Origin of the sequence: Mycobacterium paraffinicum, from assembly GCF_001907675.1 — a bacterium.
Lineage (GTDB): Bacteria > Actinomycetota > Actinomycetes > Mycobacteriales > Mycobacteriaceae > Mycobacterium > Mycobacterium paraffinicum_A.
Genome location: NZ_MPNT01000010.1, coordinates 56,927 through 80,949 on the forward strand (window position 1 = coordinate 56,927; position 24,023 = coordinate 80,949).

The following is a 24,023-nucleotide window of genomic DNA, read 5'->3' on the forward strand; positions in this document are numbered from 1 at the left end:
CCGCCCGCGCTATGAGCGAATGGACCGTGGGCGCCGTTCTGGACGCCATCGCCGACGTCGTGCCCGATCGCCTGATGACCGTGTGCGGAGATCGGAAAAGCACGTTCGCAGAATCGGCGCGCCGCACCAACCGATTGGCGAATTACCTCGAGGACAAGGGTTTCGGCGTCTACGCCCCGCGCGACGAGCTGCAGCGCTGGGAGTGCGGTCAGGACCGGATCGCGCTCATCATGTACAACGACCTTTACCCCGACATGGTGATCGGATGCCTCAAGGCGCGCACCGTCCCGGTCAACGTGAATCACCACTACTCGCCCCGGGAGATCCGCGAGCTGCTCGACTACGTGCGACCACGGGGCATCATCTACCACCGCTCGCTCGGCGCGCGGTTCGCCGACGTATTGCCCCCGATCGGTACGGAGTTGCTGATATCGATCGACGACGGCAGCACCGCTCCCCAACTGCCGAACGCGATCTCGCTCGACGCTGTCCTGGCGTCCGCCGGCCCCAACCGCGAAGATGCGGGCTCCCCGGATGACCTCGTCATGATGTGCACGGGCGGGACGACGGGACGCCCGAAGGGTGTGCTGTGGCGACAAAGCGACATGTACGTCTCGTCGATGGTGGGCGCCGACCATGCCAGCGTGACCGAGATCCACGACAAGGTCGCCGGGGGTGGGCAGCCGTGGTTCGCCGTCTCTCCGCTCATGCACGCGGCCGGCATGTGGACGGCCTTCGCCGCGCTCTGCGCCGGCCTGCCCGTGGTGCTCTACGACGACCGCAACAAGCTCGACGTACGGTCGGTGTGGGAAACCGCCGAGCGCGAGAAGGTGGCCATGATGACCATGGTGGGTGACGCGTACGCCGGGCCGCTGATCGAGGAGCTGCGCGCGCGTTCCTACGACCTATCCTCGTTGCAGGCGATCGGCACCGGAGGGGCCGCCACCAACGCGAAACACAAACGCGCACTGATGGAATGCCTGCCACACATCACCATTATCGAGGGTTACGGGTCCTCGGAGAGCGGGAACATGGCGTTCGGTCACAGCCGCGAAGGCCACGCCAGCGAGACGTTCCAGCCCAGGGAAGGGGCCACCGTCGTGTCGGCCGACCGCAGCCGGTTCTTGCGGCCGGGTGAGCGCGAGGTCGGCTGGGCCGCCAGGACCGGCCGCATCCCGCTCGGCTACTTCGGCGACCCCGAGGCCACGCAGCGGACCTTTCCGGAGATCGACGGCCGGCGGGTGGTGTTACCCGGTGATCGCGCATCGCTGGAACCAGACGGCACAATCCGCCTATTCGGCCGCGATTCGCTGGTCGTGAACACCGGCGGCGAAAAGGTTTTCGTCGAGGAGGTCGAGGAGGTGCTGCGCGCGCATCCGGGCGTCGTCGACGCCCTGGTGGTGGGGCGGCCAAGCGAGCGGTGGGGAGAGGAGGTCATCGCGCTCGTCGCGACCCGCCCAGATGCCCACCTGAGCGGGGACGCTCTGCACGCCGCGTGCACGACGCAGCTGGCTCACTTCAAGGCGCCCAAGGACTTCATCTTCGTCGACCAGATCGAACGCCTGGGCAATGGCAAGCCCAACTACCGATGGGCCAAAGAACGAGCCACTCAACAGGTTCCGGTGAAGCCATGAACACCAAAGCGATTGACTGCCTGGTGAACGTCCACTTCGGGGAAGCCGAATCCCAGCCGACGTGGATGCTCAAGGTCAGGGACGACTACTTCAAGGGCGCCGAGTCGATGTTCGCCCCGGTCGACCTCTCCGAGCTGCTCGCCGAGATGGACGAACAGGGCGTACAGAAGGCGATCCTGATGGACTCGCTCGCCAACCCGTCCACGACCGCGCGCAAATTCGTCGAGGCCAGGCCCGAGCGGTTCGCATTGGCGATGGGCGGGGTCAACCTGCTGCGCCCGGTGCGGTCGCTGCGTGAGTTGACCGCCGTCGCGGCCGACCTCCCCGTTGCGTATGCCGTGGTGGGGCCGAGCTTTTGGGGTGACGGTCAGTACCCGCCCAGCGACGCCGTGTACTACCCGCTCTACGCCAAGTGCGCGGAATTGGACCTGCCGCTCTGCGTCAACACCGGGATCCCGGGACCGCCCATACCCGGCGAGGTCCAGCACCCCATGCACCTGGACCGGGTCTGCGTGCGCTTTCCCGAGCTGCGACTGTGCATGATTCACGGTGCGGACCCGTGGTGGGACGTCGCGATCCGGTTGTTGCTCAAGTACGCGAACCTGCGGCTGATGACGTCGGCGTGGTCACCCAAGCGGCTGCCGGAGAGCCTGCTGCACTACATGCGGACCCGGGGCCCCAACAAGGTGATCTACGCGTCGGACTGGCCGGTGCTGCCCATGCGTCGGGTCATCCCCGAAGCGCGCGCGCTGGATCTACCCGCCGAGGTACTGGACAACTACCTTTACAACAACGCGCGAGACTTCTTCTTCGGGAAGGACGAGTAACGATGGACCGCTTCGAACTGCGCAGGCTTGATTACAGCCTGTCCGAGGACCACGTCGCCCTGCAGGCGGCCTACAAGCAGTTCTTCAAAACCCATTGTTCGATCGAAACGGTCCGTGCCGCAGAGCAATCCGGTTTCGACAAGAGCCTCTGGGAGAGGTTGTGCGGGATGGGCGGCACCACGATGGCGTTGCCGGAGTCGTGCGGCGGTGACGGCGCCACCCTGGTCGATCTCACCCTGGTGGCAGAGGAGATCGGCCGGTCGCTGGCGCCGGTCCCGTGGATCGACCACGTCTGCACCGCGCGGCTCCTTGGACGGCTCGGCGCGCTGGGTGCGGGCGTCGCCGGGGTAGCCGGGGGGGAACAGCTCGCCGCTCTCGACGCGCGAGTCGCCGACGGACCGGGCCCGCGGTTGATCCCTTCAGGGTCGATCGCCGATCACATCGTCGTCCGCGACGGCGACCAAGTCGTGCGCATGACCTTCGGCACCCGTCCGGCGAAGGTCGATAACATCGGCCGGCTGCCGATGGCCTGGGTGGATCCCGCCGCGGCTGACACCCGTGAGGTCGTCGCGGAGGGGCCTGAAGCGGTGGCCGGTTACCGGCTGGCCCTGGACGAGTGGCGGCTGCTGACCGCTGCGGCGCTCGTCGGGCTGGTGGAGGAGACCATGACCATCGCGGCCGAGTTCGCCAAGACGCGCTACACGTTGGGGGTGCCCATCTCCACGTTGCAGGCGATCTCGCACCCGCTTGCGAACATGGCGATCACCGTGCAAGGGGGCCGGAATCTGGCTCGACGCGCCGCCTGGTTCCTGGACAACGAACCCGACGAGCGACCCGAATTGGCGCCCTCCGCATTTGTATTCATGGCCGAGGAGGCCGCCAGGGCGGCGACGATGGCGGTCCACATTCAAGGCGGGCTAGGCGTTTCGGCCGAAGCCGCGGCGACGGCGTATCTGGTGCGCGCCCGGGGCTGGCCGCTGGCCGGCGGTGATCCGGGGGCGACGGCACAACGGGTGGCGGAGATCGTGGCCGCCCGCGAGGGCGCGGCGCAGCCGGCGTAGGAAGGGGCGACACAGTGGATTTCTCGCGCGTCGAACTGTCCGACGAGGACGAGGCGTTCCGCGACGAAGCGCGGAACTTTCTGGCCACCCACATGACCGAAGAGATCAGACGCCGGGACCGGGAAACAGGCGACAACTTCGACGAAGGCCTGCACCTGAAGTTCGGCGCCGCAGGCTATTTGGCGGCGGAGTGGAAACCGGAATCCGACGGCGGGTTCAGCCGGGTGCGGCGCCGCATCTGGGAGCTGGAGAAGCGGCGCGCACACGTTCCCTGGGTGACCTGGGGGACCACCGCAATGGTGGCCCGCTCGGTGGACAAGTTCGGTTCACCGCAGGTGCGCGACGAGGTGTTGCCTAAGGTCTTCAGCGGTGAAGTGAGGCTGTGTCTCGGCTACACCGAGCCCGAAGGCGGCTCCGACATCGCGACCTGTAAGACCCGCGCGGTCCGCGACGGCGACGAGTGGATCATCAACGGCTCCAAGATGTTCACGACCGGTGCGCATAACTGTCAGTACGTCTTCCTGATCACCAACACCGCCCCCGACGCGCCGAAGCACAAGAGCCTGACCATGTTCCTGGTGCCGCTGGATTCACCCGGCATTGAGATCCAGGGCATCCGGACGGTGGACGGCGACCGGACCAACATCGTCTACTACAGCGACGTCCGCGTGGACGACAAGTACCGGCTGGGCGAGGTAAACGGCGGCTGGACGGTGCTGCGGGAACCGCTCAACGTCGAGCACGGCGCCGTCGCCGCCGCCCCCGATGGGCTGCAGGACACGTCAATCATGATGCACCAGGCCGGGTTTCTGTCTCAGGCGGTCGACAACGCGGCGGCGAGCGTGACGCGGCCCGACGGCGACGGGCGCCGGCTCATCGACGACAAGTCGGTTGCGTACCGGCTGGGCCGCTGCGTCGCCCGACTGGAGACGGCGCTGGCCACCCCGGGCATCTTCGGCCGGGTCGCGATCGCACAAACCATGCGCGACATCTCCCCGGAACTCATGGACCTCCTCGGCGCCGCCTCGACGCTGCCCTTCGGGACCGATGGGGCCGCCGACGACGGCAGCGCCGAATACGCCTACCGATTCGCGCCGCTGGTCGGCATTTATGGCGGCACGCTGGAGGTATTCCGCAACATGATCGCGCAGTACATGCTGGGTCTGGGTAAGCCGGCGTATGCGCCGCTGGCGAAGAAGGTGGGTTGATAGCGCGCCGAACGTGGACTCAGGGCGAGAAATCGGCCAATTCTTCGCCCTGAGTGCACGTTCGGCGAAGTTTCGGATCGTCACGGTGGCGGTCGCCGACGCGGTTCACGCGATGGCGCCCGACTCCTTCAGTTCCTCGATGCGGTCCCAATCCATACCCAGCTCCATCAGCACGATCTCGGTGTGCTCGGAGGCCTGTGGTGCCCGCGTGGTCTCCAGCGGCTCGTGGTTGAACTGCACCGGTCCGCGCACGACGCGGAAAGGCTTTCCGCCGCTGGCGAGCTCGACCTCGCTGACCATGTCGTTGGCCAGGGCCTGTTCGTCTTCGACCAGGTCGAGCAGACTCTGAAACGGCGCCCATTGGCCCTTCATCGTCTTCAGGTGCTGCCGCCAATAGTCGAAGGGCTTGCCGGCGAAGGCCTTCGCGATCAGTTCGGCGGCCGCGCTGGCGTTTTGAATCAGGGGGAGCACCTCGGAGAACCGGGGATCGTCGGCGGCCTCGGGGATGCCGAGGTGCTCGAATGTGTCTCGGATCAAGCCGGTCGGGCTGATGATGCACAGGTTGATGGTGCCGCCGTCGGAGGTTTCGTAGTTGCCCATGAAGGGGTTAACCGACATCGCGCCCGCGGCGCCCGGCATCGGGGTGCGCATCACCTGTCCGGTCTCCATGCCCTGCGTCACGCTCGCTCCCGCCGCCCACCAGGCGGTGCTCAGCAATGACACGTCGAGCTCGACGGCTTCACCGGTGCGCTCGCGATGCAGCAGCGCCGCCGAGATGCCGCCGGCGATGAACATGCCGCCGATGGAGTCACCGAACGCTGGAATGCCCTGCCCCAGTGCGCCGCCCAGCTCCTCGGGGGTCAGCGCGTACCCGATGCCGCTGCGGGTCCAGAACGCCGTCCCGTCGTAGCCACCCACGTCACGCTCGGCGCCCTTGTCGCCGTACGCCGAACCTCGCGCGTAGACGATGTTCGGGTTCACCGCGCGAATGTGCTCCACGTCGAACTTGTGCTTCTGCCGCTGCGCCGGTTTGTAGTTGGTGAGGAACACGTCGGAGGTCTTGGCCAGTTCGTAGATCACCTCCTGACCGCCGGGCGACGAGACGTCGATGCCGACGCTGCGCTTGCCCCGGTTGGGGTGTTCCATCAGCGGGTGCCGCTCCGGATCGAGTTGGATGCCACCCATGTTGATGAACCCGCGTTGGGTGTCGCCGCGCAGCGGGTGTTCGACCTTGATGACGTCCGCGCCCCAGTCTGCGAGGATGGCGCCCGCCGCCGGGACGAACGTGAATTGCGCGAGTTCCAGGACCCGGAAGCCCGACATAACTTTGACCATTTTCGCGACCCTACTTGGCGTCGAACGTCACGGGAAGCGAAGTCGGTGAACGGAAGGGCTGGCCGTGGATGTGGGGGTCGTCGTCGGTCAGCAACCTGAGGTTGGTCACCCGATCCAGCAGGCACTCGACCGCGACGCGGGTCTCCAACCGCGCCAGGTGCAGACCCAGACACGTGTGCTCGCCGGCGGCGAAGGAGATGTGTGGCAGATGCTTGCGGAAGATGTCGAACTCCTCCGAACGCTCCCAGCGCCGCTCGTCGCGGTTCGCGGACCCGATGCACACGCCGATCACCGACCGCGCCGGAATCTCGACGCCTTCGAGTTCGGTGTCCTCGGTGGTGAAGCGTTGCACGGTGGTCAGCGGTGTCTCGAAACGCAACCCCTCCTCGATCGCCTGCGGCAGCAGCCCGCAATCGACCTGCACCGCGGCGAACTGGTCCGGATGGGTGAGCAGCAGGTAGAGCAGGTTGCCCGACGAGCGGTAGGTGGTCTCCAGCCCGGCCGGCAGCAGCAGCCGCAGGAAGGAGTAAATGGCTTCGTCGCTTAGCTTTTCGCCGTCGATCTCCGCGGTGACCAGGTCGCCGATGATGTCCTCGGTGGGTTTGGACTTGCGCTGTTCGATCTGCTCGACGAAGTAGTCCTTGAGCGCGGCCGACGCCTCGAAGGCGCGTTCGTAGTCGACGTGGTAGCTGATCAATTGCACCGCGCGCTTACGGAATGTCGGCAGGTCGTCGGCGGGCAATCCGAGCAGTTGGGCGATGACCCGGGTGGGAAATTCGAAGGTGAAGTTGCGGACCAGGTCGGCTTCGCCGGTAGCGATGAAGTCGTCGATCAGCGCATTGCAGATCGGCCGGACAATGGTGTTCTCCCAGCGGGCCAGCGCCTTGGACTTGAAAGCGGCGGAGACGAGGTTGCGATGCTCGCGGTGCTTCTTGCCTTCCATGGCCAGGATGGTCGGCCCCATGAATAAGCCGATCGTCTTGTCATACGGCGCGGAGCTGAAAATCCGGCCGTCGCGAAACACCGTGTTCACCGCATCAAAGGACACCGCGGAGTACTCGCGCTTGGGCATCAGTGACTCGGGCGTCTTGGAGTAATCCATCACCGTCCCGCGGAACACCCCGGATTCGTGACGCTTGCGGGCGAAGAACGGGTAGGGATCACGCAGGCTGACGGTGTGCCGGTCGGCGCCGGCGTGAACGTTGGTCGTCACCTTGGATCTCCAGCATCGTCAGCAAGAACGGCAAGCCATTGCGTAAGATCCTACTGTAATTCTTACAGTAGGCAATATGGGCGGCCGCGCGGGAAGCGATTGCCAGGCGGCCGGGTCAGAAGTCGGCGGGGCCGGTCAGCCGTTCATCGCCTGCTCGCGCGCCCATCGGTAGTCGGCCTTGCCCGATGGGCTGCGCTCGATTGCCGCGCGGAACACGATCGCCTTGGGGAGCTTGTAGCGGGCCAGCGATTGCCCGGCGTGGGCGACCAATTCTTCGGCTTCCGCACGAGCACCCTCGGCCAGCGCGACGACGGCGACGACCTCCTGGCCCCACCGCTCGCTGGGCCGTCCGGCGACCACCACGTCGGCCACCGCCGGGTGCGACGCGATCGCCGTCTCGACTTCCTCGACGAAGATCTTTTCGCCGCCCGAGTTGATCGTCACCGAATCGCGGCCGAGCAGTTCGATCCTGCCGTCGGCGCCGTGGCGGGCGCGGTCGCCGGGGATCGCGTAGCGCACGCTGTCGATCACGGGGAATGTCTTGGCGGTCTTGGCCGCATCGCCCTTGTAGCCGAGTGGGACGTAACCGCGTTGCGCCAGCCAGCCAATGCCGGCGTGGCCCGGCTCCAAGATGGTGGCTAGATCCTCGGCCGCCACGAACGTGTCCGGTCCGGCGTTGAAGGTGCCCGTCGACACCGCCCCCGACGTGGACATGTGGTGCATCTGCGCGCCGGTCTCCGAGGATCCGACGCCGTCGACCACCACAGCGTTCGGCAGGACTTCGATCAACCGTTGCTTGACGAACGGGGTGAGCAACGCGCCCCCATTGGCCACCACGGCCAGCGACGACACGTCCGCGATCCCCTTCTCGATGGCGGCGACCAACGGGCGAGCCATCGCGTCTCCGACCACCGTCACCGCGCTCACGCGTTCGCGCTCGATGGTGCGGACCACCTCGTCGGCATCGAGACGATCGACGACGGACGGGAAGACGACGGATTGCCCGGTCGTGATCGCCGTCATCACACTCCACTGGGCCGCGCCGTGCATCAGCGGCGGCAGGATCATCAGTTTGGTGCCGGGGCCCGCGAGTACGCCGGCCGTAATCTCCTCGACGGACCCGAACGGCTCGCCGGTCATCAGGTTGCGGCCGCCGAAGGAGGTCATGAAGATGTCGTGTTGGCGCCACAGCACGCCCTTGGGCATTCCCGTCGTGCCGCCGGTGTACAGGACGTAGAGGTCGTCCGGCGAGTGCTGCACCGGTGGTGGCTCAGGTGCGCAAGACGCGAGGGCTTTCTCGTAATCCACTGCGCCGTAGATCAAGTCGTTGCCGGAGTCGTCGGCGATCTGAATCAGCACCCGAAGCTGCGGGAGCTCCGGCAGGATTTCGGCGACCCTCGGAGCGAATGCGGCGTGATAGATCAGCGCGGTTGCCCCCGAATCCGCCAGCAGGTACTGCAGCTCGCTTTTGACGTACCGGAAGTTGACGTTGAAGGGGGCGACTCGGGCCTGGAACGAGCCCAGCAACGCCTCGACGAATTCGTTTCCGTTGTAGGCGTAGATGCCGAGCAGGTCTTGACCGACCTCATGGCCCGCCAGCCCGGAGCGTTCGGTGTGGCACCCGAGCCCACGGGAATGCAGGTAAGCGGCGAGGCGGTGCGACCGCTCGATTACCTGTTCGTAGCTGTACCGCCGTCCACCCTGGATCAGCAGCTCCCGATCGGGTATCGCGGCCGCGACGGCCGCCGCGACGGCGGGCACCGTGAATTGCGTTGCTGTGTCGGACATCAGGCCTCTCAAGGCTGGTGGGGGAGCAGTCGGACCATCAGGCCGTTGGCTTCGGTGAGCAGTGTGCCATCAGCGGCCGTCATCGTAGCGTCAATGAAAACCTTCCTGCCTTCGATCCGTGAGATTCGTCCCTGAGCTGTCAACGGCTCGTCGATGGGGGTGATGTTGCGGTAATCGACGTGGAGAAACGCGGTGCGGGTCGGCGGGATCTGCGCGGTGGTCACGACCATCCCGAACAGCCAGTCGTAAAAGAGCGGGATCATGCCGCCGTGGACGGCGTTGTTGCCGCCTATGTGTGCGGTGGTGAAATGACCGGTCATCCTCACACCGTCGGGGCCCGTCTCGGTGACCATCCACGGCGGCATCAAGGGATGGGCCAACCCGGGAAGGCTCAACACTCGGCCGGCTACTGCCTCCGTCTCCGGAACCTGGTGGCCGTCCAGCAGAGCGCACGCGTTCTCCAGGTACACGGTCGCGTCGGCCCAAAGCGCGGAGTCCGGCCTGGTGGATACGGTCAGATCCTGCAGGCGGCGCAGCGCGGCGACGAACGGACCCAGTTCCTCGGGGGCGTCCTCGACGGGCTTCATGTCGGGGAATCCGCCGCGAACCCCGGGCGCGGTGTCGGTCATCGCCGCGTCCATGCGCCGAGCAACTCGTCGGTGGTGGTGATGGTCGCGAGCAGCGACAGGGTGTTGTCGATGATGGCCTCTCCGTACTCGGTGGGTATCCCGGCAAGGGCGTTCCGGGGAACGATGACGCGATAGGCGGCATTGACCGCGTCCATCACGACGTTGGGGATGGCGATGTTCAGCGAGACCCCGACGACGACGATGGTCGACACCCCGAGATTGCGCAGTATCGCGTCCAGGTCGGTGCCGCCCATCGGCCCGACTCCGTGCCATCGGCTGAGCACCAGATCGCTTGGTTCCGGCCCTAATTCGGGTAACACGGATGCCCCCCGGGTGCCCGGGGTGATGTCGACCTGACCCTGCCCCATGGCGAAGAGCTTGGCGTTGTGGTTGGAGCCCAGCCCGTCGGGCCGTCGCTGCACCAGGCAATGCACGACGCCTACCCCGGCAGCCCGGGCCGCCGGCAACAGCCGAACGATATTGGGCAGGGCGACCCGGCGGGCCTCCTGCGCCAGCATCGGCAATCCGGCGTCCGGACCGATGCCCGCCCCCTGGCACTCTTGTGTGACGATCGCGGTGCGCTCGGGTGCTGCGACTTCGGCGAGTTTGGGTGTCATGCCGGCACTTCGTAGAATTGTTTAGCCCACTTCCGCAGTGCCATATACCCTTTCGCATCGACCTTGGACAGCGCAGGGTTCTCCACGTACTTCTGGTAGCGCCAGATCTGCAGGTCATCGAACACGGTCGACAGGAAGTGCTCTTCGATCATGTCGCGCAGCTTGCCTTGCGGTACGTCGGCGGTGTCGCCGGGGATCCGCGGCCACCAGATCGAATAGAACAGGTCGGAACACTCGTCGTCTACCGGTGTGCAGGCGAAGATCAGCCGATGGTTCTGCGCCCCCTCGAAGACGCTGATCGCTCCGCCCAGGCCGAACAGGTGGCTGTGGAACCGCAACGCGAGGTCTTCTTGATTGTCGCTGCGCGCGTCGGGCCATCCCGCGACGAATCGCCACTCGTGGTCGACGATCTTCCAGGACAGCACCCGCGGGGTCACCGTGGCGTGGTGGACGTATTCGAAATGGGCGCTGTCGGGGGCGTTCTCCGCAACGATCTGCGGATGCACTGGTTCGCGCTCGGTGCGCCGGGAGAACTCCGGATACGCGCGGTAGTACGCCGCGGGGTCGGTCTCGAATTGCGGAAACTTCTTGAAGATGTCCGGCATGTCCCACTGCGGCTCCTTGCCATCCGGCTGGTGCCAGATGAACACGCAGTCGTACTGCTCGCGCACCGGGTACACCCGCAGGCGCAGCGCGCGGTTGGGGCGGTCCGGTTGGTACGGGATGTACCGGTTGGTGCCGTCCGGGCCCCAGCGCCAGCCGTGGAACGGGCACTCGACGCAGTCGCCCAGCACCTTGCCGCCGTGGCCGATGTGGGCGCCAAGATGTTTGCAGTGCCCTTCGAGGACGTGCAGCTCGCCGGATTCGTCGCGGTAGGCGACCAGGTCCTCACCGAAATACTTCAGCGGCCGCACCTCGCCCATCGGGAACTCGGGAGACCATCCGACCATGAACCACCCGGTGACCTTCCAGGTGAAGGGCACTTTCACGCTGAAGCCTCCGATTGCCTGATACTAAGTCCGTTACAGTATAGATTTCAGCAGTCCGGCCCCCGCACGGCAAGGAGTGAAGTGACTCAGACCACCCCGCTGGTCGCGCCGACGGCGCCGGTCGACTCGCCTCGCAACTGGTGGCACACCGGCTTGAAGCTGGCTTAGGTGACCGGCATGTCGAAGCTGACGCGCGGGCTGGGGCCCGCCAGGGGCGCGACCCGCGAGCTCGGCATGTTGTTGCCCCGCACGGTGGCCGGCCTGAACGACTCCACCGGCTGGGCCCCGGTGTCGCCGCGCGGCGTGCGGCAATTCGGCGAGGTTATGCTGGACGAGCTTGTGCTGAGCGGCTTTTCGTTGCTCGGTGGGAGCCCGCCGGCTCTGCGCCCGCTGGCCGGCTGCACGGCCGCCGCGGAGGAGTTGTCCACGTTGGGCATCGACCGTGCACACGGGGACCCGATGCCGCTGCGCGCGACCTCGGTGCGGCGGCGGCGCATCGGCAATTTGGCGTACGAGCGGATGGCGTTCGAGCACGATCCGGCGCTGCCGAAGACGCTGGTGGCCGAGGGCCTGGGCGGACCGGCGAGAGCGGTGGTGCACCTGTGCCGGCACACCGACGGCCCGAGACCGTGGCTCATCTGGGTCCACGGCGCCGGTCAAGGGGGCACCGAAGACCTGCTGCTGTCCCGCATCGGCCGAATACATCGCCAGTTGGGATTCAACGTCGCGTTGCCGGTCCAGCCCGGTCACGGCTGCCGGCGCCGGGAATGGCCCGCCTACCCCGACACGGACCCCTTGGGCAACGTTGCCGGCATGATGCGCTCGGTGTCGGAGGTCCGCGCGCTGGTGCGGTGGGTCCAACCACGGGCGAGTGTGGTTGTGGTGGCCGGTATTTCGATGGGCACTCCGGTCGCGGCGCTGGTATCCCACCTGGAAAGGGAGATCGATGCGGTGGCGCTGTATACGCCGATCCTGGGGCTGAACGCGATGATCGCGCGGCACCTGGGGCGCTGGGGATCGTCGCGGGACGAATTCCGCGACCTGCTGGCCTCCCCGGAGGTGGGGAAGCTGACCTCGGTGATCGACCCGTTGCGGGCGGATCCGGCACCGCCGCCGCATCGCCGGCTCATCGTCGGCGCCTGGCACGACCGGATGGCGATGCGCGATCCCACGGTCGAATTGCAGCAGCGCTGGGGTGGCCGGCTGTACTGGTATGACGGCAGCCACGTGGGGCACATCTTCTCCCGGCGGGTGCAGAAGGTGACCGACCGGTTCCTGCGCGAGGTGGCCGGCGGATGAAGGCCCCGCGCACGGCACGTGAGGTGGTCGAGCTCTACAACCTAGTCGTCTGGAACGAGCAAAACCTCGCCCTGGCCGAGGAGCTGTTCGCGGACAAGGTGATTCGGCACGGGGTGGGGGAAGCGCACACCCTCACCCCGCGAACAGGCGGTCAGCCGGGTCAGGGACGTCTGGGCGATGCTCGATAGGTTGCGCTTCGATCTGAACGTCGTCGCCGCCGGCGATGACGGCGAGCACGTCGCGATCGTCTACGACTCGTCGATGACCACCAAGGACGGCACCAAAACCAACGTCGCCAGCATCGAGGTGTTCCGCGTCGTCGACGGGAGGATCACCGAAGTCTGGAATTGCGGCTATCAGCAAGGAGTTTGGAGTTGACTGATCGCACTCTCGGCGAATTGGGCTATTACCTTCTGGCCGGTGCCGGCGGGGAAGGCCCGGCGACGCTGGTCGACGAGGCCCGCCGGGGCGAGGAACTGGGCTTCGGCACCGCGTTCATCTCCGAGCGCTGGAACGTCAAGGAGGCGTCGTCGCTGACGGGGGCGGCGTGCGCGGTGACCAGCCGGATGCAGATTGCCACCGCGGCAACCAACCACAACACCCGCCACCCGCTGATCACCGGGTCGTGGGCCACCACCATGCACCGGCTCTCCGGCGGGCGCTTCACGCTGGGGATCGGCCGGGGCATCGCGGCGATCTATGGGGCCTTCGGCATACCGGCGGTCACGACCGCGCAGATGGAGGACTGGGCCCAGGTCATGCGCCGCCTGTGGCACGGCGAACTGATTTTCAACCATGACGGACCGATGGGCAAGTACCCGATCCTGTTCCTCGACCCGGACTTCAACGAGGACATCCGGTTGGCGCTGGTGGCCTTCGGCCCCAAGACCCTCGACCTCGGCGGCCGCGTGTTCGACGACGTCATTCTGCACACCTACTTCACCCCCGAGACGGTGCAGCGCTGCGTCAAGACCGTCAAGTCCGCGGCCGAGAAGGCCGGCCGCGACCCGGACAGCGTCCGGGTGTGGTCGTGCTTCGCCACGGTCGGTGACCACCTGCCCGAGGAGCTGCGGCTGAAGAAGACGGTCGCGCGCCTGGCCACCTATCTACAGGGCTACGGCGACCTGATGGTGCGGACGAACGACTGGGATCCGGCTGTGCTGCAACGATTCCGGGAAGATCGGGTGGTGACGTCGATCGCGGGTGGGATCGACCACAAGGCCACGCCCGAGCAGATCGAGCACATCGCGACGTTGATTCCGGACGAGTGGCTGGAGCCGTCGGCCACCGGGTCGGCCCGGCAATGCGCGGACCGCGTCCGCAAGGAATTCGATTACGGGGCGGACGCGGTGATCATGCACGGCGCCACGCCGGATGAACTCGAGCCTGTGGTCACGGCGTACCGGGGCGCCTGAACTCGAGAGTGCAGCCAGCGACGCATTTGCCGAAAGCGGCCGTCGGCAGTTGCACTTTCGCGAAGTACCTCAAGGCAGAATGACGGTCCGGCTGACCGGCTCGGCGGCGGCCTGCCGGCTGGACAGCCCGCGAAGCAGTGCACCGAGTAAGGCATCGCGGGTCTCGCGAGGATCGATGAGTTCGTCGAATCCCAGATGCTCGGCCGAGCGATAGGACGCTTGCAACTCGGCGTCACGCAGCTTCGCCGTGATGTCCTCACCGGCGTGCGTAGCACGGCCCAGCGCTGCCGCGCTCATCGCGCCCATGGTCGCACCCGGGTAAGCGAACGTCGCGCTCTGGTGGTCGAAACCCAACAGCGACATGACCATGGAGCCGAATCCGTACGCCTTGCGCAGCGTGATGTGTAACTTGATCGTGCTTGCCGCCGTCTGCGCGGCGAACATCCGCGCACCGGCGCGCAGCACGCCGCTGCGCTCGGACCGACTACCGGGCAGCATGCCGGGGTTGTCGGCAAGAAACACGATGGGCAGGTGGAACGAGTCGGCCACCATGATGAAGTGCGCCGCCTTGTCCGCCGCGTCAGCGTCGATGGAGCCCGCCAGCACATTGGGCTGATTGGCGACGACCGCGACCGGGTGGCCACCGAGATGGGCCAACGCGCAGATGATCGCCTTGCCGTACCGCGGCTGCACCTCGAACCAGTCGGGCCGGTCGAAGACCACGTCGAGCACGGCGCGCATGTCGTAGACGCGGCGGTTGTCGCGGGAGACGATGTCGAGCAGTTCGGGCGTCGCGCGCGGCTCGCTGTCCTCGTCCGGCGGCAGCTGCGCGGGGTACGACCACGCGCTCGGCGGGAAATACGCCAGGTACCGCCGAATGTCGGCGATCACGGCTTCGTCGTCTGCGGCGACGTTGTGGATGACCCCGCTCGGCACGGCGGTGCCGGGCCCGCCGAGGTCTTCCTTCGAGATCTCTTCTCCGGTGGACTCTTTGACGACCGGCGGTCCGGCGGTGAAGATCGCGCCCTGCTGGCTCATGATCCGGAAGTCACAGACTGGGGCGACGAGGGCGCCGTGTCCGGCCGAGGGGCCGAGCACGGCGGCGACGGTCGGTACCCGGCCCGAGCACTGCGCCTGGGCGAGCAGGTCGGTTGGGGCGCGGCCGTAATGTCCACCGCCAGGGCGAAAGCCGGCGCCTTCGAGCAGCATCACCAGGGGAACCTTGTCGCGTAGCGCGAGTTCGGCGATGCGGTAGCGCTTGGAGTTGCCGCCGGGTCCGATGCTGCCGGCCATGGTGGTGAAGTCCTCCGAGCCCAGCATCACCGGCGAACCGTTGATCAGTCCGGAGCCGACGACCAGCCCGTCGGCCGCGATGTCGCCGCCGACCAGCGTGCCGATTTCGCGGAAGGTCCCCGGGTCGAGGAGGTGCTCGATGCGCGCCCTGGCGTCGAGCTTGCCCTTGCCGCGGTGCTTGTCGAGCCGCTCGGGACCACCCATACCCCACGCGCGCCGCCGGCGACGATCGAGGTCCTCGAGCGTCTCCTGCCAATCCGGGGGTTTTGTCATGCCTATGTCCTACCTCACGGGAGATCCGTCGCGCGCCCTGACCAGCAGGGTCACATACTGGATTGCTTACTGTAAAGTTACCCGCATGGCCGACGCCGCCCGACTCAAGGTCGACGGGGGCATCCCCAATCAACTCGACCGGGTGACCGATGCGGCGGTCACCCTGGAGCGCGACGGGTACGACGGCGGCTGGACCGCGGAGACCAATCACGACCCGTTCCTGCCGCTGCTGCTGGCCGCCGAACACACGTCGCGGCTCGAGCTCGGCACCAACATCGCCGTGGCGTTCGCCCGCAACCCGATGATCGTCGCCAACATCGGTTGGGACCTACAGGCGTACTCGAGGGGCCGGTTTATCCTGGGGCTGGGCACTCAGATTCGGCCGCACATCGAAAAACGGTTCAGCATGCCGTGGAGCCATCCCGCGCGCCGGATGCGCGAGTTCGTCGCCGCCCTGCACGCGATCTGGGACGCTTGGCGGGACGGCGGGAAGCTGTGTTTCGAGGGCGATTTCTACACGCACAAGATCATGACGCCGATGTTCACCCCCGAGCCGCAGCCCTATCCGATGCCGAAGGTCTTCATCGCCGCGGTGGGCGAAGCGATGACCGAGATGTGCGGCGAGGTCGCCGATGGCCACCTGGGGCATCCGATGGTGTCCAAGCGCTACATCACCGACGTCACCACGCCCGCGCTGCTGCGGGGCCTGCAGCGGGCCGGCCGCCGGCGCGGCGACATCGAGTTGTCGGCCGAGGTCCTGGTGGCGACCGGTCAGACTGACGCCGAGCTGCGGACCGCAACGGCCGCGGTGCGCAAGCAGATCGCCTTTTACGGATCGACGCCGGCCTACCGCAGGGTTCTTGAGTTGCACGGCTGGGGCGGCCTGCATGACGAGCTGAACCGGCTGTCCAAGCAGGGGGAGTGGGACGCGATGGCCGGCCTCGTCGACGACGAGATGCTGGCGACCCTCGCCGTCGTCGGGCCGGTCGACGAGGTCGGCACCGCCCTGCGGCTTCGCTGCGAGGGTGTCGTGGACCGAGTCCTGCCGATCTTCATGACCGCTTCGCAATCCTGTATCACCGCCGCGACGAAGGAGTTTCGCCAGTGAGCACCACGACGATGGACGATGCCGGGAAGTTGTTGGCCGATCCACTGGCCTATACCGACGAGCGGCGGCTGCACGCGGCGCTGACCCACCTGCGCGCCAACGCACCGGTGTCGTGGGTCGAGGTGCCCGACTACCGGCCCTTCTGGGCGATCACCAAGCATGCCGACATCATGGACATCGAGCGCGAGAACATGTTGTTCACCAACTGGCCCCGCCCGGTCCTGACGACCGCCGAGGGCGACGAGATGCAGGCGGCCGCGGGCGTGCGAACGCTGATCCACCTCGACGATCCGCAGCATCGGGTGGTGCGCGCGATCGGCTCCGACTGGTTTCGGCCAAAGGCGATGCGGGCGTTGAAGCTTCGTGTCGATGAGCTCGCGAAGATCTATGTCGACAAGATGACGGCCGCGGGTCCCGAGTGCGACTTCGCCCAGGAGGTGGCCGTCAATTACCCGCTGTTCGTAATCATGTCGCTGCTGGGCTTGCCGGAGGCCGACTTCCCCCGGATGCTCAAGTTGACCCAGGAATTGTTCGGCAGCGACGACTCGGAGTTCAAGCGCGGCAGCTCCAACGAGGATCAGCTGCCGGCGTTGTTCGATATGTTTCAGTACTTCAACGGGGTGACCGAGTCGCGCCGCGAACACCCGACCGAGGATCTCGCCTCCGCGATCGCCAACGCCCGGGTCGACGGGGAACCGCTGTCGGACATCGACACGGTGTCGTACTACCTCATCGTGGCCACCGCCGGGCACGACACCACCAGCGCGACCATTTCCGGTGGGCTGCAGGCGCTCATCGAGAATCCCGACGAGCTCGCGCGGCTGCGCAATAACCTCGAGTTGATGCCACTGGCCACCGAGGAGATGATCCGCTGGGTGACCCCGGTCAAGGAATTCATGCGGACCGCCACCGCGGACACTACCGTGCGCGGAGTGCCCATCGCGGCGGGCGACTCGGTGCTGCTGTCCTACGTCTCGGCCAATCGCGACGAGGACGTGTTCACCGACCCGTTCCGATTCGATGTCGGGCGCGACCCCAACAAGCACCTGGCCTTCGGGTACGGGGTGCACTTCTGCATGGGCGCCGCCCTGGCCCGCATGGAGGTCAACAGCTTCTTCACCGAGCTACTGCCCAGGCTCAAATCCATTGAGCTGACCGGTGATCCGGAGCTGATCGCCACCACCTTCGTGGGCGGCCTCAAGCACCTGCCGGTGCGCTACTCGCTGACCTGAGTGGGGTTCTAGCCCGGTACTCCCGTGAGGTCCGCTGCGGCGGCCACCCGCGCTGAATGGCCCTCGCGTTGTTGAGCGGCCCGCTTACCGCGTGATCGCTACACTCCCCGGGGAGGTCTCGCAATGACGCGCAGGACGATTGTCATCACGGGTGCCAGCGACGGCATCGGCGCGGCCGCGGCTCGTCGCCTCAGCCGCACCGGCGACCAGATCGTCGTGGTGGGCCGCTCCGAAACCAAGACCGCCGCGGTGGCCGCCGAATTGGACGCGGACTACTTCGTCGCCGATTACGCCGACCTGTCCCAGGTGCGGGCGCTGGCCGACAAGATGCGTTCGCAATACCCGCGCATCGACGTTTTGCTCAACAATGCCGGCGGGATGGCCAGCAAGATCGAGCTGACGCCCGACGGCTACGAACGCACCTATCAGGTCAACTACCTGGCGCCGTTCCTGTTGACCGCCCAATTGCTGGATGTCCTGCTGAAGTCCCGCGCCACGATCGTCAACACGACCAGCTCGTCGCACAAGCTGATCTTCCGTGCGACTGTCGATGACCTGGAGAACACCGCCAACCGCCGGCCTGCCACAGCCTATGCGCTCTCCAAGCTCGCAATCATGTTGTTCACCAAGGAATTACACCGGCGCCACCATGCCGACGGCCTTTCCGTCGCGACCGTGCATCCCGGCAACGTCAACTCCAACATCGGCATTGCCTCGGGTTCGCGATTTCTCGTGTTCATGCAGCGGTACACCCCCGCGGTGCTATTCATCTCGAGCCCGGACCAGGGCGCCGACCAGTTGGTGCGGCTGGCGTCGAGCACGCCCGTTTCGGAGTGGACGCCCGGCGCGTACTACGCCAAGCGCAAGATCGCCAAAACCAGTCGCCTGGCGGACGACCCCCGATTGGCCGCCGAGCTGTGGGAGCGCACCGCGGCCAGGCTCGGCTGACGACCCCCGCCCGGGCGACTTTCGATACTCATTAGTATCTAACCGATACTGAGGAGTATGCTGCTGCACATGTCGCCAGTCAAACCGCCTCGCACCCGCCCCACCAGGGGCGAGGTCCGCGACCGGATCCTGGATGCGGCGACGAAGGTGTTCGCGGCCGAGGGTTTCGCCGGCGCCACCATCGACGCGATCGGTCAGGCCGCGGGCTTCACCAAGGGCGCGGTCTATTCCAACTTCGAGTCGAAGGACGAGCTGTTCCTGGCCCTGCTCGACCGCGAGTTCGAGCTACGCAGCGAGCAGATCGCGATAGCGCTGGACCGCAGCGACGGCGACACCGCCGCGGCCGCGCGCGAGGTGAGCCGGTCGGTGCTCGACTCGGTCCGCGATCATTCCGACTACTACGTGCTGCTTGTCGAATACTGGCTGCGCGCCCAGCGCGATCCGCAGCTTCGGGAACGCCTGATCGAGCGCCGTCGCGCCGCGGCCGACCAGGCGCTGCACATCGTCGAATCGACCGACACCGTGCCGGGCGACCGACGGCTGACCGACATCGCCCAGCTTGTCGTCACCCTCAACCTCGGCGTCGCGATGGAAGAGGTGCTGCGTCCGGGAACCATCAACCCCGATCTGCTCGCACGGCTGATCACCACACTGCTGGAATCGATTCCCGTCTCGGGCGATTAGGGAAAGCCACACCATGGATGCCAACGACGAACCGGACGACATCGCACCGGTGATCACCGCCGCCGGATTGGGGGTCGACGGTGAGCACGGGCCGCTGTTCTCGGGGGTCGACCTCGCCCTGACGCCGGGGTTTCACGCCATTCAGATGCCCGGGGGTCCGGGTCAGACAACGCTGTTGTTGACGCTGGCGGGACGATTCAAGGCCAGCCACGGCTCGCTGAGCGTGCTCGGAGAAACGACGCCGCGCGCGATCCGCCGCCTGTGCGCGATCGCGGCCTTCGACGACATCGATGAACTCGAAGAGTCGGTGACCGTGGCGACCGTACTCGCCGAGCAACGCCGGTGGCTGGCGCCGTGGTATTCGCTGGTGCCGCCGCAAGCGGGTCAGGCCGAGCTGACGGAGGTCTTCGGCGACATACCCCCGCCGTCCTCGGACACCTACATCGTCGAATTGTCCGACCTGGAACTGTTCTTGCTACGCATCACGCTCGCGCTGCTGTCGAATCGTCCGATTCTGGTGGTCGGCGACCTCGAGCAGGTTCGCGACAATTCCCGGCGCGCGACCGCCGTGGAGCGGCTGGGTGTGATCGCGAGAGAGCGCACCGTCGTCGTCGGAGTCACCAACCCGCTCGGCACCGACGCACCCGAGCACGAGCTTCACGATCGCCGCGTCCTGACCGGAGGAGATTGACGATGTTGGCTGGACTCGGATTCGGCTCGGAGATCAAGCGTTTCGGTCGCAGCCGTTTGACGCGCGTGGCGATCGTCGTGCTGATGTTGCTGCCGCTGGTGTACGGGGCGCTGTACCTGTGGGCGTTCTGGGATCCCTTCGGCCACACCAACAAAATGCCGGTGGCGCTGGTCAATTCCGACCGCGGCGCCGTCGTCTCCGGCGAGCAGTTCAACGCCGGCGATGAGATTGCCAAGAGCCTCACCGCGGACGGCGGGTTGGACTGGCACGTCGTGGACTTGGCCGATGCGCGCAATGGAGTCGACCACGGCAAGTACTACTTCATGGTCGAGTTGCCCCCGGACTTCAGCGCGGCGATCGCGTCGCCGGTGACGGGGCAGCCCAAGAAGGCCAACCTGATCGCCGTCTACAACGACGCCAACAACTACATCTCCACCAGCATCGGCCGTACCGCCATCAATGAGGTGCTCAACGCGGTGTCCAGCCGGATCTCCGGCCAGGCCGTCAATCACATGCTGTCGGTGGTGGTTTCGTCGGGCGCGGGCATCAAGCAGGCCGCCGAGGGCGCCGTTCGACTCGACGACGGCGCCGGACAGCTGGCCGGCGGCCTCGACACGGCCCGGTCCGGCTCGGCGCGCCTTGCCGCCGGGGCCCAGCAATTGTCCGACGGAATCAACCAGGCCACCGACCCGCTGCTGGCGGTAACCCGGGCGCTGTCACAGATCGGCGGCAGCACGCAGCAATTGCAGCAGGGCGCGGCCGCGCTGCAGCAGGCCAACGACCAGATCGGCGCCATCGCCACGGCGCAGGACGGCGCGGCGGATGCGCTGTCGCCGGTGATCGATCAGCTCACCGCGCGCCAGGATCCACTCGCGAACAACCTGCGCGGCATCCAGGATCAGCTGCGGGGCCATGAGTTCACGCCACAGATCCGCCAGCACCTCACCGACGCGCAAAACGCCGCGATCGCGATGACCTCCGCCCTGCGCACGCCCGGCAGCCCGCTGGGTTCGGCCCTCGACCAGGTCGGCAACAAAGGGCAGGAGCTGACGAACAAGCTCACTCAGCTCCGTGACGGGGCCCAGCAGGTTGCCACCGGCAACGCCGAGTTGGCAAGCGGCATAGTCAAGCTCGACGACGGGGCCCACCAACTCAAGGCGGGGTCGGCCGAGCTGGCCAGCAGGCTCGGGCAGGGGGCCAACCAGCTGCCCAACTGGACGACTCAGCAAAAGGACGCGGTCGCCGACACCATCGGCGGGCCGGTGCAGCTGGAAGCCTCGCACGAGAACGCCGCCCCCAACTTCGGCACCGGCATGGCCCCGTTCTTCCTGACGCTGGCGCTGTTCTTCGGCGCATTGGTGCTGTGGATGGTGCTGCGGCCCTTGCAGAGTCGTGCGATCGCCGCGGAGGTGCTCGAAATCCGGGTGGTGCTCGCCAGCTACCTGCCTGCGGCCACGATCGCGCTGTTCCAGGCGATCATTCTCTACTGCGTGGTCCGGTTCGCCCTCGGCGTGCACGCGGTGCATCCGGTCTCGATGCTGGGGTTCATGATCCTCATCTCAGCGACCTTCGTGGCCGCCACGCAAGCGATCAACGCGCTTGTCGGCCCGGCGGTCGGGCGCGTGCTGATCATGGCCCTGCTGATGCTGCAGCTGGTCAGCGCTGGCGGCCTGTACCCCGTGGAGACCACGTCGCGTCCGTTCCAGGTCCTGCACCGCTTCGACCCGATGACCTACGGCGTCAACGGACTGCGCCAGCTCATCCTCGGCGGCATCGACGGGCGGCTCTGGCAAGCGATCACGGTGCTGGTCGCGATAACGGCTGTCGCGCTGGCAATCTCATCGCTGTCCGCACGACGAGATCGCGTGTGGAACCTCAGCAGGTTGATCCCCGCGATCAAGATGTAGGCAAACGTTCCGCGTCAACAATCGACGTTGCATGATGGTGGGCAAGCTCTGCAATCGAGAGGAAGCCCATGTTAGGTGTGCATCATTCGGCGATTTGCACCTCCGATGTCGAACGGTCACTTCGATTCTGGTGCGAAGGCCTGGGACTGAGCCAGTTGATGGATTACGACTTCGTCGGCGATTGGCCGGAACTGTTCGGGGCCGGGAGCGATCGGCTGCGATCGGTGTTCGTCGGCGATCCGCAGGCATCGGGCAGCGGGTTTGTCGAACTGGTGGAGGTGGCCGGTGCCCTTGAGGCACTGCCGGATTCGACCTCGTTACGGCACGGGTTCATGTTGCTGTCACTGCAGCGTGAAGTCGACGAAACGCTCGCCGCTTTGGCCGCATTGGGTTTCACCGACGGCGTGCGGCGCATCGACGTCGTGGCCCCGGACGGAAGGACCGTCGCGATGGCGGTGATCGAAGCGCCGGACGGGGTACTCGTTGAGCTGATCGGGCGCGCGAAATGAGCACCGCGCTGGTCACCGGTGGCGGATCCGGAATCGGGCGTGAAGTGGGCGGCCGGTTGCGTGCCGCGGGTCACGACGTCGTCGTGTGGGATCTCGCCGATGCGGACATCAGCTGCGACGTCAGCGATCCCGCCGCGGTGTCGGCCGCGATGGAACGAACGGTGCGCGAGCACGGTGCGCCCACCCGGATCGTCACCTGCGCCGGAGTCGGTGCCTCGGGCCTGCTGCTCGAACAGTCACCCGCGGAATGGAATCGGGTGTTGGGTGTCAATCTCACCGGCACCTGGCTGACGATCCGCGCGGGGGCGCGGGCCATGGTCGACGCGGGGGTGGGCGGATCCATCGTCGCGGTGTCCAGCATCAGCGGCACGGTCGCCGACCGGGACATGGGCGCGTACTGCGTCTCGAAGGCGGGGGTGGACATGTTGGTGAAGGTCGCCGCCACCGAGTGGGGCGTGCACGGCATCAGGGTGAACGCCGTCGGGCCGGGCGTCACCCGCACACCCATGCTCGCCAAACCCGAACAACTGCCAGGCTGGGTGGACGCCCTGTCCGAACGCACGGCGCTCGGCCGGCTGGGAGAGGCCGACGACGTGGCCGGGGCGATCGTGGGCGTCCTCGAGTTGCCCTGGGTGACAGGCCAAGTCGTGCACGCCGACGGCGGCCTGGCGCTGCACAGCCCCATCGACGCCTACGGCCAACTGCAGCGGGTGCGCAGGCTTAGCCGGCTCGACCCAGCATCAGAGTGACTTGGCGCAGCAGCGCGGTCCGAAATTTATCCGCCGTCGGGTTTCGAAAGTGCAAGGTCCGGGGAACCATGGCGCCGGCAAGCCAGACCAGTAACAGGTCGACGACATCATCGGGGCTGGTGATGGGCGCGAAGGCCCCCGAGTCGCGACCCTCGGTCACCGCGTTCACGAACGGTGCGCGGTAGCGCGCCCAGCCCTCTTCGCTGTAGTCACGCAATTCCGCATCGCGCATGCTGGAACGCCAGACCTCAATTAACAATTGGTGATTGCTCAGAGGAGTGTTGAGGTTTCGATCGATCATGGTAACCAGGCGATTCCACGGATCTCGCTCAGCCTCGGCGACGGCCTCGAGCGCGACCGCCTCGACTTCGGTGGCGTGCCTGATGGCCTCGATAAGCATGTCCTCACGCGAGCCGAAGTAATTTTGCAGCGTGCTGATGGCCATACCGCTGGCCGCCGAGACATCGGCGAAGCGGGTGTTCTCGTACCCACGTTCGGCCAAGACGGTTGCGACCGTCTCGGTCACCTCGACTCGACGCGCTCCGCCCGCCCTGCGAGTTCGCCGCTGCATAGTCATGGGCATATGGTACGGCTATACCGACAGATTGCAATCG

General features: G+C 66.6%; 22 protein-coding genes and 1 pseudogene. 15 read left to right on the plus strand and 8 right to left on the minus strand.

Features of this window, described 5'->3' with window-relative positions:
- The first annotated feature begins 11 nt into the window (after positions 1-11).
- From BRW65_RS12975 to BRW65_RS12990, 4 genes are read left to right on the plus strand one after another with little or no spacing between them, the layout of a single operon-like run.
- Positions 12-1,634, plus strand: coding sequence for an acyl-CoA synthetase (locus tag BRW65_RS12975; protein WP_073875192.1), 1,623 nt, complete (start codon positions 12-14; stop codon positions 1,632-1,634).
- Positions 1,631-2,461 (plus strand): amidohydrolase family protein, encoded by an 831-nt coding sequence (locus tag BRW65_RS12980; protein ID WP_073875194.1) that lies wholly within the window; start codon positions 1,631-1,633, stop codon positions 2,459-2,461. The genes BRW65_RS12975 and BRW65_RS12980 overlap by 4 nt, the downstream gene beginning before the upstream one ends.
- Positions 2,462-2,463: 2 nt before the next feature.
- Positions 2,464-3,522 carry an acyl-CoA dehydrogenase family protein gene (locus BRW65_RS12985; RefSeq protein ID WP_073875196.1) on the plus strand — a complete coding sequence of 353 codons (1,059 nt, stop codon included), beginning with the start codon at positions 2,464-2,466 and terminating at the stop codon, positions 3,520-3,522.
- A 14-nt stretch (positions 3,523-3,536) separates the two neighbouring features.
- Complete coding sequence (locus BRW65_RS12990) at positions 3,537-4,730, plus strand: acyl-CoA dehydrogenase family protein (RefSeq protein WP_073875198.1); 1,194 nt, start codon at positions 3,537-3,539, stop codon at positions 4,728-4,730.
- A gap of 105 nt (positions 4,731-4,835) precedes the next feature.
- Here the strand turns inward: BRW65_RS12990 and BRW65_RS12995 are convergent, their stop codons facing one another.
- From BRW65_RS12995 to BRW65_RS13020, 6 genes are all read right to left on the minus strand, one after another.
- Positions 4,836-6,053: a CaiB/BaiF CoA transferase family protein gene (locus BRW65_RS12995; RefSeq protein ID WP_073875200.1), complete on the minus strand. Its 1,218-nt coding sequence runs from the start codon at positions 6,051-6,053 to the stop codon at positions 4,836-4,838.
- A gap of 22 nt (positions 6,054-6,075) precedes the next feature.
- On the minus strand, positions 6,076-7,278 hold the full coding sequence (locus tag BRW65_RS13000) for a cytochrome P450 (protein WP_073875202.1): 1,203 nt from the start codon (positions 7,276-7,278) through the stop codon (positions 6,076-6,078).
- A gap of 135 nt (positions 7,279-7,413) precedes the next feature.
- A complete protein-coding gene (locus tag BRW65_RS13005; protein ID WP_073875204.1) occupies positions 7,414-9,066 on the minus strand; it encodes an acyl-CoA synthetase in 1,653 nt (550 codons plus the stop codon).
- A gap of 8 nt (positions 9,067-9,074) precedes the next feature.
- Positions 9,075-9,695 carry a PaaI family thioesterase gene (locus BRW65_RS13010; protein ID WP_073875394.1) on the minus strand — a complete coding sequence of 207 codons (621 nt, stop codon included), beginning with the start codon at positions 9,693-9,695 and terminating at the stop codon, positions 9,075-9,077.
- The gene (locus BRW65_RS13015) at positions 9,692-10,312 is read right to left on the minus strand and encodes a cysteine hydrolase (protein WP_073875206.1); all 621 of its coding nucleotides are present in this window, start codon (positions 10,310-10,312) and stop codon (positions 9,692-9,694) included. The genes BRW65_RS13010 and BRW65_RS13015 overlap by 4 nt, the downstream gene beginning before the upstream one ends.
- Positions 10,309-11,301, minus strand: a complete 993-nt coding sequence (locus tag BRW65_RS13020; RefSeq protein ID WP_073875208.1) for a Rieske 2Fe-2S domain-containing protein — start codon at positions 11,299-11,301, stop codon at positions 10,309-10,311. Before BRW65_RS13020 ends, BRW65_RS13015 begins: the two co-directional genes overlap by 4 nt.
- Before the next feature lie 177 nt (positions 11,302-11,478).
- On the opposite strand from BRW65_RS13020, the gene BRW65_RS13025 reads away from it, so the two are divergent.
- The 3 genes and pseudogenes from BRW65_RS13025 (at position 11,479) to BRW65_RS13035 (ending at position 14,015) form a co-directional block, all read left to right on the plus strand.
- A complete protein-coding gene (locus BRW65_RS13025; protein ID WP_073875396.1) occupies positions 11,479-12,600 on the plus strand; it encodes a PHB depolymerase family esterase in 1,122 nt (373 codons plus the stop codon).
- Positions 12,597-12,978, plus strand: a pseudogene (locus tag BRW65_RS13030) (nuclear transport factor 2 family protein). The gene BRW65_RS13025 and the pseudogene BRW65_RS13030 overlap by 4 nt, the downstream one beginning before the upstream one ends.
- Entirely contained in the window at positions 12,975-14,015 is a 1,041-nt protein-coding gene (locus BRW65_RS13035; protein ID WP_073875398.1) for a TIGR03857 family LLM class F420-dependent oxidoreductase, read from the plus strand. The pseudogene BRW65_RS13030 and the gene BRW65_RS13035 overlap by 4 nt, the downstream one beginning before the upstream one ends.
- 69 nt (positions 14,016-14,084) lie before the next feature.
- Here BRW65_RS13035 and BRW65_RS13040 read toward each other — a convergent pair whose 3' ends face one another.
- Positions 14,085-15,581, minus strand: coding sequence for an acyl-CoA carboxylase subunit beta (locus BRW65_RS13040; protein ID WP_073875209.1), 1,497 nt, complete (start codon positions 15,579-15,581; stop codon positions 14,085-14,087).
- A gap of 85 nt (positions 15,582-15,666) precedes the next feature.
- On the opposite strand from BRW65_RS13040, the gene BRW65_RS13045 reads away from it, so the two are divergent.
- The 8 genes from BRW65_RS13045 to BRW65_RS13080 all read left to right on the plus strand — a co-directional run bounded on the left by BRW65_RS13045 (position 15,667) and on the right by BRW65_RS13080 (position 23,409).
- On the plus strand, positions 15,667-16,689 hold the full coding sequence (locus tag BRW65_RS13045) for an LLM class F420-dependent oxidoreductase (RefSeq protein ID WP_073875211.1): 1,023 nt from the start codon (positions 15,667-15,669) through the stop codon (positions 16,687-16,689).
- 11 nt (positions 16,690-16,700) lie between these two features.
- Complete coding sequence (locus BRW65_RS13050; RefSeq protein ID WP_073875400.1) at positions 16,701-17,921, plus strand: cytochrome P450; 1,221 nt, start codon at positions 16,701-16,703, stop codon at positions 17,919-17,921.
- A gap of 123 nt (positions 17,922-18,044) precedes the next feature.
- Positions 18,045-18,869, plus strand: a complete 825-nt coding sequence (locus tag BRW65_RS13055) for an SDR family NAD(P)-dependent oxidoreductase (RefSeq protein ID WP_073875213.1) — start codon at positions 18,045-18,047, stop codon at positions 18,867-18,869.
- Positions 18,870-18,926: 57 nt separating this feature from the next.
- The gene (locus BRW65_RS13060) at positions 18,927-19,553 is read left to right on the plus strand and encodes a TetR/AcrR family transcriptional regulator (protein ID WP_073875215.1); all 627 of its coding nucleotides are present in this window, start codon (positions 18,927-18,929) and stop codon (positions 19,551-19,553) included.
- Positions 19,554-19,566: 13 nt separating this feature from the next.
- A complete protein-coding gene (locus tag BRW65_RS13065; RefSeq protein ID WP_073875217.1) occupies positions 19,567-20,244 on the plus strand; it encodes a hypothetical protein in 678 nt (225 codons plus the stop codon).
- A gap of 2 nt (positions 20,245-20,246) precedes the next feature.
- Complete coding sequence (locus tag BRW65_RS13070; protein ID WP_073875219.1) at positions 20,247-22,151, plus strand: YhgE/Pip domain-containing protein; 1,905 nt, start codon at positions 20,247-20,249, stop codon at positions 22,149-22,151.
- A gap of 68 nt (positions 22,152-22,219) precedes the next feature.
- Complete coding sequence (locus BRW65_RS13075) at positions 22,220-22,660, plus strand: VOC family protein (protein WP_084187811.1); 441 nt, start codon at positions 22,220-22,222, stop codon at positions 22,658-22,660.
- The gene (locus tag BRW65_RS13080; RefSeq protein WP_073875223.1) at positions 22,657-23,409 is read left to right on the plus strand and encodes an SDR family NAD(P)-dependent oxidoreductase; all 753 of its coding nucleotides are present in this window, start codon (positions 22,657-22,659) and stop codon (positions 23,407-23,409) included. Before BRW65_RS13075 ends, BRW65_RS13080 begins: the two co-directional genes overlap by 4 nt.
- Here the strand turns inward: BRW65_RS13080 and BRW65_RS13085 are convergent.
- Positions 23,381-23,935 carry a TetR/AcrR family transcriptional regulator gene (locus tag BRW65_RS13085; protein WP_073875225.1) on the minus strand — a complete coding sequence of 185 codons (555 nt, stop codon included), beginning with the start codon at positions 23,933-23,935 and terminating at the stop codon, positions 23,381-23,383. The genes BRW65_RS13080 and BRW65_RS13085 overlap by 29 nt on opposite strands.
- Positions 23,936-24,023 lie beyond the last annotated feature (88 nt).

Bases quoted from the DNA above. Each gene is read 5' to 3' on its own strand.
- BRW65_RS13060 (WP_073875215.1), top strand. From the start codon at position 18,927: ATGCTGCTGCACATGTCGCCAGTCAAACCGCCTCGCACCCGCCCCACC.
- BRW65_RS13040 (WP_073875209.1), bottom strand. From the start codon at position 15,581: ATGACAAAACCCCCGGATTGGCAGGAGACGCTCGAGGACCTCGATCGT.
- BRW65_RS13005 (WP_073875204.1), bottom strand. From the start codon at position 9,066: ATGTCCGACACAGCAACGCAATTCACGGTGCCCGCCGTCGCGGCGGCC.
- BRW65_RS13045 (WP_073875211.1), top strand. From the start codon at position 15,667: ATGGCCGACGCCGCCCGACTCAAGGTCGACGGGGGCATCCCCAATCAA.
- BRW65_RS13075 (WP_084187811.1), top strand. From the start codon at position 22,220: ATGTTAGGTGTGCATCATTCGGCGATTTGCACCTCCGATGTCGAACGG.
- BRW65_RS13070 (WP_073875219.1), top strand. From the start codon at position 20,247: ATGTTGGCTGGACTCGGATTCGGCTCGGAGATCAAGCGTTTCGGTCGC.
- BRW65_RS12995 (WP_073875200.1), bottom strand. From the start codon at position 6,053: ATGTCGGGCTTCCGGGTCCTGGAACTCGCGCAATTCACGTTCGTCCCG.
- BRW65_RS13025 (WP_073875396.1), top strand. From the start codon at position 11,479: ATGTCGAAGCTGACGCGCGGGCTGGGGCCCGCCAGGGGCGCGACCCGC.
- BRW65_RS13050 (WP_073875400.1), top strand. From the start codon at position 16,701: ATGGACGATGCCGGGAAGTTGTTGGCCGATCCACTGGCCTATACCGAC.
- BRW65_RS12980 (WP_073875194.1), top strand. From the start codon at position 1,631: ATGAACACCAAAGCGATTGACTGCCTGGTGAACGTCCACTTCGGGGAA.
- BRW65_RS12985 (WP_073875196.1), top strand. From the start codon at position 2,464: ATGGACCGCTTCGAACTGCGCAGGCTTGATTACAGCCTGTCCGAGGAC.
- BRW65_RS13010 (WP_073875394.1), bottom strand. From the start codon at position 9,695: ATGACCGACACCGCGCCCGGGGTTCGCGGCGGATTCCCCGACATGAAG.
- BRW65_RS13015 (WP_073875206.1), bottom strand. From the start codon at position 10,312: ATGACACCCAAACTCGCCGAAGTCGCAGCACCCGAGCGCACCGCGATC.
- BRW65_RS12975 (WP_073875192.1), top strand. From the start codon at position 12: ATGAGCGAATGGACCGTGGGCGCCGTTCTGGACGCCATCGCCGACGTC.
- BRW65_RS13080 (WP_073875223.1), top strand. From the start codon at position 22,657: ATGAGCACCGCGCTGGTCACCGGTGGCGGATCCGGAATCGGGCGTGAA.
- BRW65_RS13055 (WP_073875213.1), top strand. From the start codon at position 18,045: ATGACGCGCAGGACGATTGTCATCACGGGTGCCAGCGACGGCATCGGC.
- BRW65_RS13065 (WP_073875217.1), top strand. From the start codon at position 19,567: ATGGATGCCAACGACGAACCGGACGACATCGCACCGGTGATCACCGCC.